The following is a 12,601-nucleotide window of genomic DNA, read 5'->3' on the forward strand; positions in this document are numbered from 1 at the left end:
CAGTCGTGCTGGTTGAACAGTTTCACTACTTAATTGAAAAGTGTGCTTGTTCGCTAAGTGCCGATCTCTGCATTCGTTGCGGAGTGGCCGATAGTGTTTCGGTGGTCATTGCGTTAGGGAAACGCCCGGTTACATTCCGAACCCGGAAGCTAAGCCTTTCAGCGCCGATGGTACTGCAGGGGGGACCCTGTGGGAGAGTAGGACGCCGCCGAACAATCTTTCAGGACCCTTGGTCCCAGCGTTCATGCTGGGGCCGAGGGTCCTTTTTTGTTTGCCGAAGCGCGTCGGATGGTCGGCTGCGCGAGAATGTCTTGTGGTACCCGATGACAGGAGTCACCCCCATGTCCACCAACTCTTCCGACGACCGTTCGGAGCGCGAGCCGCGTCGCCGGGACGGGGACGACAGGGGCGGCTTCCGAGGCGGCCGTGACGACCGGTCCGGAGCGCCTCGACGCGACAGCGACCGTGGCCCCCGGCGTGACGACAGCCGTGGTAGCGGTTCCGGCGGTGGCTTCCGTCGTGATGACAGTCGTGGTGGCGGCTCCGGTGGCAGCTTCCGTCGCGATGACCGTGCCCCGCGTCGTGATGATGACCGTGGTGGGTATCGCGGTGGTCAGCAGCGTGATGATCGTGGTGGCCGTCCGGCCGGCGGTGGTTTTGACCGTCGTGACGACCGTCCCCGTGGTCCCCGCCGTGACGACGACCGCCCCGGCGGCTTCCGCCGTGACGACAGCCGTGGTGGCGGCACCGGCGGCGGCTTCCGTCGCGATGACAGCCGCGGTGGCGGCACCGGCGGCGGCTTCCGCCGTGACGACCGCGACCGCGACCGTGCCCCCCGTCGTGATGACGAGCGTGGTGGCAGCTTCCGTCGCGATGACCGTGCCCCGCGTCGTGATGATGACCGTGGTGGGTATCGCGGTGGTCAGCAGCGTGATGATCGTGGTGGCCGTCCGGCCGGCGGTGGTTTCGACCGTCGTGACGACCGTCCCCGTGGTCCCCGCCGCGACGACGACCGCCCCGGCGGCTTCCGCCGTGACGACAGCCGCGGTGGCGGCACCGGCGGCGGCTTCCGTCGCGATGACAGCCGCGGTGGCGGCACCGGCGGCGGCTTCCGCCGTGACGACCGCGACCGCGACCGTGCCCCCCGTCGCGATGACGACCGTGGTGGCAGCTTCCGTCGTGACGACCGTGCCCCCCGTCGTGATGACGAGCGTGGTGGCAGCTTCCGTCGTGACGACCGTGCCCCCCGTCGTGATGACGAGCGTGGTGGCAGCTTCCGTCGCGATGACCGTGCCCCCCGTCGTGATGACGACCGTGGTGGGTATCGCGGTGGTCAGCAGCGTGATGATCGTGGTGGCCGTCCGGCCGGCGGTGGTTTCGACCGTCGTGACGACCGTCCCCGTGGTCCCCGCCGTGACGACGACCGCCCCGGCAGCTTCCGGCGTGACGACAGCCGTGGTGGCGGCACCGGCGGCGGCTTCCGGCGTGACGACAGCCGTGGCGGCGGTACCGGCGGTGGCTTCCGTCGCGATGACCGTGCCCCGCGTCGTGATGACGAGCGTGGTGGGTATCGCGGTGGTCAGCAGCGTGATGATCGTGGTGGCCGTCCGGCCGGCGGTGGTTTCGACCGTCGTGACGACCGTCCCCGTGGTCCCCGCCGCGACGACAGCCGTGGTGGCGGCACCGGCGGCGGTTTCCGGCGTGACGACAGCCGCGGTGGCGGCACCGGCGGTGGCTTCCGCCGTGACGACCGCGACCGTGGCCCCCGCCGTGACGACCGGGGCGGCGACCGTGGTGGTTACCGTGGCCGCGACGACCGGGGCGGCTACCAGGGACGCGACGACCGCGACCGCGAGCCCGTCAAGCGGCTCCCCATTCCTGACGACGTCACCGGTGACGAGATCGACAAGGATGTCCGGCAGGAGCTGATGAGCTTGCCGAAGACCCTTGCCGAAGACGTCGCACGGAACCTCGTCATGGTTGCCCGACTGATCGACGAGGACCCCGAGCAGGCCTACGCCTACTCGCGCATCGCCCTTCGGCTGGCGTCCCGGGTCGCCGCCGTGCGCGAGGCTGCCGGCTTCGCCGCGTATGCCACCCAGAAGTACTCCGAGGCGCTCGCCGAGTTCCGGGCGTCCCGTCGCATGACCGGTTCCGTGGAGCTGTGGCCCGTCATGGCCGACTGCGAGCGTGGCCTCGGCCGCCCCGAGCGGGCCATGGCCATGGCCGGTGAGCCCGAGGTCCAGAAGCTGGACAAGGCCGGCCAGGTCGAGATGCGTCTCGTCGCCGCCGGCGCCCGCAGGGACATGGGACAGATCGACGCCGCGATCGTGACGCTGCAGAGCTCGGAGCTGGCGTCCAGCGCCGTCCACTCCTGGACTCCGCGCCTGCGGTACGCCTACGCCGACGCTCTGCTCGAGGCGGGCCGTGAGGACGAGGCCCGTGAGTGGTTCGGGAAGGCCATGGAGGCCGACAAGGACGGTGCGACCGACGCGTCCGACCGGCTGGCCGAACTCGATGGTGTGGAGTTCGTCGACGCGCTCGGCGACGACGACGAGAACAGTGGCGACGCTGCCGATGCCGAAGTCCGTGTCACCGACACGCACGACACCGACACGCACGACACCCACGAGGACACGCACGACGCCGACGCGCATGAGGCCGACGTGGACGATGTGGACGACGAGGACGTGAACGATGCGGACCGTGACGAGGACGGGCCCGCGAAGGCCTGAGTCCCGCTGACACGCGGCATGTGAAGAGGGCGGCACCCACCAAGGGGTGCCGCCCTCTTCCGCGTTCTCCTCAGGGCCGTGTTCGAGGAGCTCCGGGTGCCGGTGTCGCCTCAGTCGAGATCCAGACTCCGCAGCACCAGCCCCGTTGCCGGCTTGGGGCCGAACGAGGTCGACTTACGGGGCATCGTGACGCCCTGCCGCGCCAGGTCCCGTACCACTTCCTCACGCACGGGGTGCATCAGCACGGCTGTGGCGCCGTGCCGTTCCGCCTGCTCGACCGCCGCCTCCGCCGCGTGGATGTAGGCGATGTGCTCCGGGGCATCGGGTACCTGCCAGACGTCGTCGAGGAGCGCCGAGTGCAGCACGGTCGCGTCCAGGGTGCGCCAGGCCGCCGGCCGGTCGGCGCGGACGGTGCGGGCGAGCAGTTCCTCGTCCGGGCGGTCGACGAGATGGAAGCCGCCGTCGCCCGTGAGGAGGAAGGCGTTGCCCTCCTCGGCGGCTGCCCCTAGCGCTTCGAGCGCCCGCGGCAGCGGCCCCTCGACGGACCGGACGCGGAACAGGCCGTCGAGAGCTCGGAGCGCCTCGTCGACCGGCAGTCGGTGCAGGAGCCGGTGGATCGCGCGCACCCGCAGCGGGTAGCGGGCCGTGTCGACGAGCAGGACGAGACCGAAGTCCCAGGGGCCGGGGGCGGACTGCTCCTGTTGCAGGCGCAGGTAGGTCGCCCAGCGGTGGTGGCCGTCCGCGATCAGGGCCTGGCGGTGGGACAGATCGGACTCGACCTCCGCCCGCTCCGCGGGGTCGGTGACGGCCCAGAGCCGGTGGTCGACACCGTCCTCGGTCGTCGTCGTGAGGAGCGGGAGGCGCTCCACCACCCGCTCGATCACCGCCGTCGCGCCGCTCGGCCCGCCGTCGCCCGCGTAGCTGAGGAGCAGGGGCTCGAGATGGGCGGCCGCGGTGCGCATCAGGTCGGCGCGGTCCTCCACGACGTCGTCCATGACGTCCTCGTGCGGTAGCACGACACCCTCCGACGCGGGGGAGAGCGCCAGGGCCCCGATCACACCGCGCTGAAGGATGTCACCGGCCCGCTGTTCGTACACGTAGAGCGCGGGCACCGGATCCGGGGCGAGGACACCCTCCGCCAGCCAGCGCTTCAGGGTGTCGGCGGCCTGCCTGTGGCGTTCGGCGGCCGTGCCCGCCTGCGGGAGGATCAGCCGCACGATGTTGTGCGGGTCGGCGGACTCCAGGTGGTGGAGACCGTCGGGCCGCACGACGACGTCGTACGGGGGTGAGGTCACCGCCGCGAGGCTGCCGACCTGCTCGGGGACATACCGCAGTCCGCGGAAGGGAATCAGCCGCAGCCCATGGCCGACGGCGGGCCCGGATGTGTTCATTTCAGCATCGTATGTGCGCTCCCGCGATGCGCGATGATCGGGGGAGAAGCATGGCAAGAAGGAGCAGAGGCATATGAGTCAGCAGTACAGGTCCCGGCCGCTGGGGAGCGACGTCGCGCTGAGCGAGGCGTACGACACGGCTCTGCTCGACCTCGACGGAGTGGTGTACGCCGGTGGGCACGCGATCGTCCACGCCGTCGAATCGCTGGGCACGGCCCGAGAGGGCGGCATGCATCTGGCGTACGTGACCAACAACGCACTGCGTACCCCGGACGCGGTGGCCGAGCACCTGACGGAGCTCGGGGTCCCTGCGGACGCGACCGATGTGATCACGTCCGCGCAGGCGGTGGCCCGGTTGATGGCCGATCAGCTGCCCTCCGGGGCCCGGGTCCTGGTGGTCGGCGGCGAGGGGCTACGGGTCGCGCTGCGCGAGCGCGGCCTGGTGCCGGTGGAGTCGGCGGACGACGACCCGGTAGCCGTGGCGCAGGGGTTCGGCGGGCCCGACCTCCCGTGGGGCCGGTTCGCCGAAGCCGCGTACGCGATCTCGCGCGGAGCCGTGTGGTTCGCGTCCAACACCGACCTGACGATCCCGGGCGCCCGGGGTATCGCGCCCGGCAACGGTGCGGCCGTCGAGGTCGTACGCATCGCGACCGGGGCCGAACCGCAGGTTGCCGGCAAGCCGCTGCCGCCGATGCACCGGGAGACCGTGCTGCGGACGGGAGCGAAGCGGCCCCTGGTCGTCGGGGACCGGCTGGACACCGACATCGAGGGCGCGTTCAACGGCGGCGTCGACTCGCTGCTCGTCCTCACCGGTGTGACCGACGCGGCGCAGCTGATCGCGGCCGAACCCAGGTACCGCCCGACCTACGTGGACCGGGACCTGCGGGGACTGCTCACCGGGCAGCCCGAGGTGGCGGAGGAGGGCGACGGGTTCCGCTGCGGAGGCTGGACGGCGGGGGTGCGTGGTGACGCTCTCGTACTGGACGGCGAGGGTGACGCGATCGACGGGCTGCGGGCCCTGTGCGCCGCGGCCTGGACACACGCGGGTGAGGGCGCGTGCGGCCTGGACGCGCGGAAGGCCGTGGCCGGGCTCGGCCTGTAGCGTGCCGGATCTTGTGCGGTACGGGGGAGTTGAGAAGATTAGAGGATAGGCTAACCTAACCAGGTGTTGGTCGAAAGTCCCCCTGAATCGAGTTCCGGCCCCCCGGCCACGCCGGGCACGGACGCGCGCGCCGGGCGTCACGCGGCGAGATCGGCCGGTCTGCTGGTCGCCGTGGCGGTGCTGGTGCTGGTGTGCCTCGCGAGTGTCGCGATCGGCGCCAAGGCCCTTCCCCTCTCCGAGGTGTGGCACGGCCTGTTCCACTACTCCGGAACCAACGGTGACGTCCTCGTACGCGATGTGCGGGTCCCGCGCACCGTGCTCGGGCTGATCGCCGGGGCGGCGCTCGGGCTGGCCGGCGCGGTGATGCAGGCGCTGACCCGCAATCCGCTCGCCGAGCCCGGTCTGCTGGGTGTCAACGCGGGCGCGGCTGCGGCGGTCGTCTCCGCCATCACCTTCTTCGGGGTCACGTCCCTGACCGGATACGTCTGGTTCGCCTTCGGTGGCGCCGCGCTCGTGTCCGTCGCGGTGTACCTGCTCGGCGGCAGCCGGTCCGCGAACCCCGTGCGCCTCGCGCTCGCCGGTACGGCGGTCACCGCGGCACTGTTCGGCTACGTCAACGCCGTGCAGCTGCTGGACTCCGCGGCACTGGACCGGCTGCGCTTCTGGACCGTCGGATCGCTCGCCTCGGCGAACCCGGAGACCGTCGGCAAGGTGTGGCCGTTCATCGCGCTCGGAGTGCTGCTGTCCCTGCTCATCGCCAGGCCGCTCAACGCGCTGGAGATGGGCGACGACACGGCCAGGGCGCTCGGCGCGCACCTGACCCGCACCCGCGTTCTCGCGATGGTCGCCGTCACCCTGCTCTGCGGGGCGGCGACCGCCGCGTGCGGGCCGATCGTCTTCATCGGGCTGATGATCCCGCACCTGGTCCGGTCGATCACGGGCCCGGACATGCGGTGGATCCTGCCCTACGCCGCGGTGCTGGCGCCCGTGCTGCTGCTCGGCGCCGACGTGGTGGGCAGAGTCGTCGCCCGCCCCTCCGAGCTGCAGGTCGGCATCGTCACCGCGCTGCTGGGCGGGCCCGTGTTCATCCATCTCGTACGCCGCAAGAGGATGGCCCAGCTGTGAAGGCCACGCAGGACACCACGAAGACGGTCCACGCCGTACGGACGGCCGGCGGGCTCTCGTTCCGGGTGGACGCGCGGGCGCTCGTCGTGATCGCGCTGCTCGCCGCGGCGGCGGCCTTCGCCGCGGTCGTGCTGATCGGCAGCGGCGACTACGCCATGTCACCCGGACAGGTCGTCACCACCCTGCTCGGCGACGGAACGTTCCAGCAGGAGTTCATCGTCACGGAGCTACGCCTGCCCAGGGTCCTTGTCGGGCTGCTCGTCGGCGCCGCGCTCGGAGTCGGCGGCGCCGTCTTCCAGAGCGTCTCCCGCAACCCCCTCGGGAGCCCCGACGTCCTCGGCTTCGGCCAGGGCTCCGCGGTCGGCGCCCTCATCGTGATCGTGCTCTTCCAGGGCGGACCCTCCGAGGTCGCCGCGGGAGCCGTCGCCGGCGGCATGCTGACCGGCGCGGCCGTCTACCTGCTTGCCTGGAAGCGCGGGGTGCACGGCTACCGCCTCGTCCTCGTCGGCATCGGGGCCGCCGCCATGCTGACCGCCGCGATCCACTACCTGATCACCAAGGCCAACCTCGTCGACGCCACCCGCGCGGTCGTCTGGATGACGGGCTCGCTGGACGGCCGCGACTGGGCCCAGGTCTGGCCGCTGCTCGCCGTCTGCTGCGTCCTGATCCCGCTGGTCCTCGGCCACGGGCGGGCGCTGCGCATGATCGAGATGGGCGACGACGCCGCCCACGCCCTGGGCGTACGGGTGGAACGCACCCGGCTCGTCCTGCTGAGCTGCGCGGTGCTGCTCGTCGCCGTCGCGACCGCCGCTGCCGGGCCCATCGTCTTCGTCTCGCTCAGCGCCCCGCAGGTCGCCCGCCGCCTGACCAGGGCGCCGGGCCCCAACCTGGCTGCTGCCGCCGCCACGGGCGCGGCCCTGCTGCTCGTCGCCGACTGGACCGCCATGAACGCCTTCGGGGACCGCCAGCTCCCTGTGGGCGTCGTCACCGGTGTCCTCGGCGGCTGCTACCTGCTGTGGCTCCTCGTGGCCGAACGCAGGGCGGGACGCATATGAGGCCGGACGAGCCGGACACCGCGCAGACCATCCCCACCGACTCCGGGAGTACGACCATGCAGCGCCTCACCGCGGACTCGGTGACCCTCGGCTACGACCAGCGGGTCATCGCCGAGAACCTCTCGGTGGAGATACCCGACAACTCCTTCACGGTCGTCGTCGGCCCCAACGCCTGCGGCAAGTCGACCCTGCTGCGCGCCCTCTCCCGGATGCTGAAGCCGACCGGCGGAGACGTCCTGCTGGACGGGCAGTCCATCCACCGGATGCCCGCGAAGAAGGTCGCCAGGACCCTGGGCCTGCTGCCGCAGTCCTCCATAGCCCCGGACGGCATCACCGTCGCCGACCTCGTCTCGCGCGGCCGCTACCCGCACCAGGGGCTGCTGCGCCAGTGGTCCCCCGAGGACGAGCGGATCGTGAAGGAGTCCATGGAGTCGACCGGTGTCGGAGGGCTCGCCGACCGCTACGTCGACGAACTGTCCGGAGGCCAGCGCCAGCGCGTCTGGATCGCCATGGCCCTCGCCCAGCAGACGCCGCTGCTGCTGCTGGACGAGCCGACGACCTATCTCGACATCCAGCACCAGATCGACGTGCTCGACCTCTGCGCCGAACTGCACGAGACGCAGGGCCGCACGCTGGTCGCCGTGCTGCACGACCTCAATCACGCCGCCCGGTACGCCACCCATCTGATAGCCATGCGCGGGGGCGCGGTCATCGCCGAGGGCGCCCCCGGCGACATCGTCACCGCGCAGCTCGTGGAAGAGGTCTTCGGGATGCGGTGCCAGGTCATCGACGACCCCGAGACGGGAACGCCGCTCGTCGTCCCCGCCGCCCGGCGGAAGCGCACCGGGGCGTCCGTCTGAGACTGCTACTCCTAGAGGAGCGACTTGAGCTTCAGCAGGTCACGGAAGCCCGCCTCCAGCCGCACCCGGCCCGATGCCCAGGCCTTCGCGAAGTTCAGCTCGCCGCCGACCATGGCCACCAGGTCGTCGCCGGTCATCGCGAGCCGGATCTCGGCCTTCTCCCGGGGCGGGCCCTCGTGCGTGTCCAGCACCTTGATCCGGCCGTTCGCCAGCCGTCCGGTGAACGTCGCGTCGAGATCCCTGATGTGGCAGCTCAGCGAGCGGTCGAGGTCGGCGGCGCCGCGTACGTCGCCGTCGGCCCCCGCCAGATTGTCGGAAAGTGTGTCGAGTGCGCTGCGGCACTCCGCCATGGTCGCCATCGTCACCGACGGTACACCGGCCCTTCGGGGTAGCGTTCCCGCATGAGCGACTGGAAGCCGGGGCCGGACACGGCAGAACAGGGCGAGGCGGACGAAGCGGCCGGGACGGCGCCCGACGCGGCCCCCGCACCCTCCTTCGACCCCGAACCGCCCGCACCGCTCGGAGTCGCCCGCACACCCACCGGGCACGCCGGTGTCGACGCGCGGCTGGAGCGGCTGGCCGACGCGGACCACCTCCCGGCGGACGGCCACACCGAGGTGTACGAGGATGTACACCGTGGGCTGCGCGACGAGCTGACCGCGCTGGACGCCCGGCCCGCACCGACACCCGCGCACGACAACAGGAGCTGAACCGAACGTGGCAGGAGTGGCACGTCGCCGCCTCGACGCCGAGCTGGTACGCCGCAAGCTCGCCCGCTCGCGAGAGCACGCGAGCCAGCTGATCGCAGCGGGGCGGGTGACCGTCGGCGGGAACACCGCGACCAAGCCCGCCACCCAGGTCGAGACCAGCGCCGCCGTCGTCGTCGTCAAGGACGACAGCGACCCCGAGTACGTCTCGCGCGGCGGGCACAAGCTCGCGGGCGCCCTCGCCGCCTTCGTGCCGCTCGGACTGAAGGTCGAGGGGCGCAGGGCGCTGGACGCCGGGGCCTCCACCGGGGGCTTCACCGACGTGCTGCTGCGGGCCGGCGCCGGCCATGTCGTGGCCGTGGACGTCGGCTACGGCCAGCTCGCCTGGTCCCTGCAGTCCGATGAACGCGTCACCGTCAAGGACCGTACCAACGTACGCGAGTTGACGCTGGAGCAGATCGACGGGAAGGCGGTGGACCTGGTGGTCGGCGACCTGTCGTTCATCCCGCTCGGCCTGGTGCTGCCCGCGCTCGCGCGCTGTGCCGCGCCCGACGCCGATCTGGTGCTCATGGTCAAGCCGCAGTTCGAGGTGGGCAAGGAGCGCCTCGGCAGCGGTGGTGTGGTCCGCAGCCCCGAGCTGCGGGCCGAAGCGGTGAGGGAAGTGGCACGCCGGGCCGGTCTGCTGGGCCTGGGAGTCCAGGGGGTGACGGCGAGCCCGCTGCCCGGGCCGTCGGGAAATGTCGAGTACTTTCTGTGGCTGCGGGCCGGCGCACCTGAGCTGGATCCCGCGGACGTCGACCGTGCAGTGGCGGAGGGGCCCCGTTGACGACGCATGCGGCACAAACAGGGAACGTGGAACAGCCCGGGGGAGCGGAGCGGCCCGGGACCCCGGAACGCACCGTCTTCCTGCTCGCGCACACCGGCCAGGCCGCGATCCGCAGCGCCGAACTGGTGGTGCAGGGCCTCCTGAGGAACGGCCTCGGGGTCCGGGTGCTCGCCGTGGAGGCCGCGGACCTGCCGCTGCCGCAGTCCGTGGAGACGGTCACCGACGCGACACCCGACGCCGTGGACGGCTGCGAGCTGCTGATCGTCCTCGGCGGGGACGGGACGCTGCTGCGCGGAGCGGAGATCTCCCGCGCCTCCGGCGTCCCCATGCTCGGCGTCAACCTCGGACGGGTCGGCTTCCTCGCGGAGGCCGAGCGCGACGACCTGGACAAGGTCGTCGACCGCGTGGTGACCCGTGCCTACAAGGTCGAGGAGCGGATGACGCTCGACGTCGTCGTGCACAGCAACGGCGACGTGGTGCACACCGACTGGGCGCTCAACGAGGCCGCCGTCCAGAAGGTCTCGCCCGAGCGGATGCTGGAGGTCGTCCTGGAGATCGACGGCCGTCCCGTGACCGGCTTCGGATGCGACGGGATCGTCTGCGCCACCCCCACCGGGTCGACGGCGTACGCCTTCTCCGCGGGCGGCCCCGTCGTCTGGCCGGAGGTGGAGGCCCTGCTGATGGTGCCGATCAGCGCCCACGCGCTCTTCGCGAAGCCCCTGGTGACGTCACCCGACTCCGTACTGGCCGTGGAGGTCCAGCCGCACACCCCGCACGGGGTGCTGTGGTGCGACGGCCGTCGCACCGTCGAGCTGCCCGCCGGGGCCCGCGTCGAGGTCCGGCGGGGCGCGGTGCCCGTACGGCTGGCACGGCTCCACCAGGCGTCGTTCACCGACCGTCTGGTGGCGAAGTTCGCGCTCCCCGTACAGGGCTGGCGGGGTGCTCCGCACTGACCCCGCGGGCCGCTGCTCACACCCGCGTGAGTGAATCCGCCACCGGGGTCCGTCGCACACCGGGCCCGGGACCTCGTAAGGTCATGTCCGTGTTGGAGGAGATGCGGATACGGTCGCTCGGAGTCATCGACGACGCGGTGGTGGAGCTGTCACCCGGTTTCACCGCGGTGACGGGTGAGACCGGCGCGGGTAAGACCATGGTCGTCACGAGCCTCGGGCTGCTGCTCGGAGGGCGCGCCGACCCCGCCCTGGTACGGATCGGCGCCAAGGCCGCGGTCGTCGAGGGGCGCATCACCGTGTCCCCGGGCGACGCGGCGGCGGTACGCGCCGAGGAGGCCGGGGGCGAGGTCGAGGACGGTGCGCTGCTCGTCAGCCGTACCGTTTCGGCGGAGGGGCGCTCCCGCGCCCACCTCGGCGGGAGATCCGTGCCCGTGGGGGTGCTCGCCGAACTCGCCGACGAACTCGTCGCCGTGCACGGCCAGACCGACCAGCAGGGCCTGCTCAAGCCCGCACGGCAGCGCCAGGCGCTCGACCGCTACGCCGGGAAGGGCGTCGAGGGCCCGCTCACCACGTACGCGGCGGCCTACCGCCGGCTGCGCGCCGTCGTCACCGAGCTCGACGAACTGACCACCCGGGCCAGGGAACGCGCCCAGGAGGCGGATCTGCTGCGCTTCGGCCTCGACGAGGTCGCCGCCGTGGAACCGCTGCCGGGGGAGGACACCGAGCTCGCGGCGGAGGCCGAACGGCTCGGCCACGCCGAGGCCCTCGCCTCCGCGGCGGCCCTCGCCCACGCGGCGCTCGCGGGCGATCCCGAGGACCAGGAGGGTGTGGACGCCACCACGGTCGTGGCCGCCGCCGGCCGGTCCCTGGACGCCGTGCGGGCGCACGACCCGGCCCTGGCGGCGCTCGCCGACCGGACCGGCGAGATCTCGATCCTGCTGGCCGACGTCGCCGGGGAGCTCGCCGGATACGCCGACCAGCTCGACGCCGACCCGCTGCGGCTCGCCGCCGTGGAGGAACGGCGCGCCGCGCTCACCGCGCTCACCCGCAAGTACGGCGAGGACATCACCTCCGTGCTCGCCTGGGCCCAGGAAGGCGCCTCCCGGCTGACCGAGCTGGAGGGCGACGACGACCGCATCGGGGAGCTGACGGCGGAGCGCGACGCGCTGCGCGGCGAGCTCTCCCTCCTCGGGCAGCAGCTGACCGACGCCAGGACGGAGGCGGCGGCCCGCTTCGCCGCGGCCGTCACGGAGGAACTGGCGTCGCTCGCCATGCCGCACGCCCGGGTCTCCTTCGCCATCGGGCAGTCCGAGGCGCCGGACGAGGCGTCCGGCATCGACATCGGCGGCCGGAGCGTCCTCTACGGGCCGTCCGGCGCGGACGAGGTGGAACTCCTGCTGGCGCCGCACCCCGGAGCGCAGCCCCGGCCGATCGCCAAGGGCGCGTCGGGCGGTGAGCTGTCGCGGGTGATGCTCGCCGTCGAGGTGGTCTTCGCCGGCTCCGACCCGGTGCCGACGTATCTCTTCGACGAGGTCGACGCCGGTGTCGGCGGCAAGGCGGCCGTCGAGGTCGGCCGGCGGCTGGCGAAGCTCGCGAGGTCCGCGCAGGTCGTCGTCGTCACCCACCTGCCTCAGGTGGCGGCCTTCGCCGACCGGCAGCTGCTGGTCGAGAAGACCGTGGACGGGTCGGTGACCAGCAGCGGCGTCACGGTCCTGGAAGGCGAGGACCGGGTACGGGAGCTGTCCCGGATGCTTGCCGGCCAGGAGGACTCCGAGACCGCGAGGGCCCATGCCGAGGAGCTCCTGGAGACCGCCCGGACCAGCGGCTGACGGCCCGTAGACGTCAGC

Annotated in this window: 12 protein-coding genes and 1 rRNA gene; 11 read left to right on the plus strand and 2 right to left on the minus strand. The window is 72.2% G+C overall.

Annotated elements, in window-relative coordinates; all coding sequences use genetic code 11:
• Positions 1-97: 97 nt before the first annotated feature.
• The 3 genes from rrf (at position 98) to P8A20_RS28895 (ending at position 2,735) form a co-directional block, all read left to right on the plus strand.
• A 5S ribosomal RNA gene (gene rrf, locus P8A20_RS28885) occupies positions 98-214 on the plus strand.
• Between the two features lie 212 nt (positions 215-426).
• Entirely contained in the window at positions 427-1,929 is a 1,503-nt protein-coding gene (locus P8A20_RS38775; RefSeq protein ID WP_371934416.1) for a hypothetical protein, read from the plus strand.
• Positions 1,929-2,735, plus strand: coding sequence for a tetratricopeptide repeat protein (locus P8A20_RS28895; protein WP_147962081.1), 807 nt, complete (start codon positions 1,929-1,931; stop codon positions 2,733-2,735). Before P8A20_RS38775 ends, P8A20_RS28895 begins: the two co-directional genes overlap by 1 nt.
• 110 nt (positions 2,736-2,845) lie before the next feature.
• On the opposite strand, the gene P8A20_RS28900 is transcribed toward P8A20_RS28895, so the two are convergent.
• Positions 2,846-4,126: a DUF1015 family protein gene (locus P8A20_RS28900; RefSeq protein WP_306104502.1), complete on the minus strand. Its 1,281-nt coding sequence runs from the start codon at positions 4,124-4,126 to the stop codon at positions 2,846-2,848.
• A gap of 73 nt (positions 4,127-4,199) precedes the next feature.
• On the opposite strand from P8A20_RS28900, the gene P8A20_RS28905 reads away from it, so the two are divergent.
• The 4 genes from P8A20_RS28905 (at position 4,200) to P8A20_RS28920 (ending at position 8,268) form a co-directional block, all read left to right on the plus strand.
• Positions 4,200-5,228 carry an HAD hydrolase-like protein gene (locus tag P8A20_RS28905; RefSeq protein WP_147962083.1) on the plus strand — a complete coding sequence of 343 codons (1,029 nt, stop codon included), beginning with the start codon at positions 4,200-4,202 and terminating at the stop codon, positions 5,226-5,228.
• A gap of 63 nt (positions 5,229-5,291) precedes the next feature.
• The gene (locus P8A20_RS28910) at positions 5,292-6,353 is read left to right on the plus strand and encodes a FecCD family ABC transporter permease (protein WP_371934417.1); all 1,062 of its coding nucleotides are present in this window, start codon (positions 5,292-5,294) and stop codon (positions 6,351-6,353) included.
• Positions 6,350-7,408: a FecCD family ABC transporter permease gene (locus tag P8A20_RS28915; RefSeq protein ID WP_147962084.1), complete on the plus strand. Its 1,059-nt coding sequence runs from the start codon at positions 6,350-6,352 to the stop codon at positions 7,406-7,408. The genes P8A20_RS28910 and P8A20_RS28915 overlap by 4 nt, the downstream gene beginning before the upstream one ends.
• A 56-nt stretch (positions 7,409-7,464) precedes the next feature.
• On the plus strand, positions 7,465-8,268 hold the full coding sequence (locus P8A20_RS28920; RefSeq protein WP_147962740.1) for an ABC transporter ATP-binding protein: 804 nt from the start codon (positions 7,465-7,467) through the stop codon (positions 8,266-8,268).
• Positions 8,269-8,279: 11 nt separating this feature from the next.
• Here P8A20_RS28920 and P8A20_RS28925 read toward each other — a convergent pair whose 3' ends face one another.
• Entirely contained in the window at positions 8,280-8,627 is a 348-nt protein-coding gene (locus P8A20_RS28925) for an alkyl sulfatase C-terminal domain-containing protein (RefSeq protein WP_277334679.1), read from the minus strand.
• Positions 8,628-8,669: 42 nt separating this feature from the next.
• On the opposite strand from P8A20_RS28925, the gene P8A20_RS28930 reads away from it, so the two are divergent.
• The 4 genes from P8A20_RS28930 (at position 8,670) to recN (ending at position 12,583) form a co-directional block, all read left to right on the plus strand.
• Positions 8,670-8,978, plus strand: a complete 309-nt coding sequence (locus P8A20_RS28930; RefSeq protein WP_306104504.1) for a hypothetical protein — start codon at positions 8,670-8,672, stop codon at positions 8,976-8,978.
• A gap of 7 nt (positions 8,979-8,985) precedes the next feature.
• Positions 8,986-9,801, plus strand: coding sequence for a TlyA family RNA methyltransferase (locus tag P8A20_RS28935; protein ID WP_147962087.1), 816 nt, complete (start codon positions 8,986-8,988; stop codon positions 9,799-9,801).
• Positions 9,802-9,827: 26 nt separating this feature from the next.
• A complete protein-coding gene (locus P8A20_RS28940; protein ID WP_306104505.1) occupies positions 9,828-10,754 on the plus strand; it encodes an NAD kinase in 927 nt (308 codons plus the stop codon).
• Positions 10,755-10,837: 83 nt separating this feature from the next.
• Positions 10,838-12,583: a DNA repair protein RecN gene (recN, locus tag P8A20_RS28945; protein ID WP_147962089.1), complete on the plus strand. Its 1,746-nt coding sequence runs from the start codon at positions 10,838-10,840 to the stop codon at positions 12,581-12,583.
• Positions 12,584-12,601: the final 18 nt, after the last annotated feature.

Source organism: Streptomyces sp. Alt3 (genome assembly GCF_030719215.1).
In the GTDB taxonomy this organism is placed as follows: domain Bacteria; phylum Actinomycetota; class Actinomycetes; order Streptomycetales; family Streptomycetaceae; genus Streptomyces; species Streptomyces glycanivorans.

Bases quoted from the DNA above. Each gene is read 5' to 3' on its own strand.
- P8A20_RS28895 (WP_147962081.1), top strand. From the start codon at position 1,929: ATGAGCTTGCCGAAGACCCTTGCCGAAGACGTCGCACGGAACCTCGTC.
- P8A20_RS28900 (WP_306104502.1), bottom strand. From the start codon at position 4,126: ATGAACACATCCGGGCCCGCCGTCGGCCATGGGCTGCGGCTGATTCCC.
- P8A20_RS28905 (WP_147962083.1), top strand. From the start codon at position 4,200: ATGAGTCAGCAGTACAGGTCCCGGCCGCTGGGGAGCGACGTCGCGCTG.
- P8A20_RS28920 (WP_147962740.1), top strand. From the start codon at position 7,465: ATGCAGCGCCTCACCGCGGACTCGGTGACCCTCGGCTACGACCAGCGG.
- P8A20_RS28925 (WP_277334679.1), bottom strand. From the start codon at position 8,627: ATGGCGACCATGGCGGAGTGCCGCAGCGCACTCGACACACTTTCCGAC.
- P8A20_RS28930 (WP_306104504.1), top strand. From the start codon at position 8,670: ATGAGCGACTGGAAGCCGGGGCCGGACACGGCAGAACAGGGCGAGGCG.
- recN (WP_147962089.1), top strand. From the start codon at position 10,838: ATGTCCGTGTTGGAGGAGATGCGGATACGGTCGCTCGGAGTCATCGAC.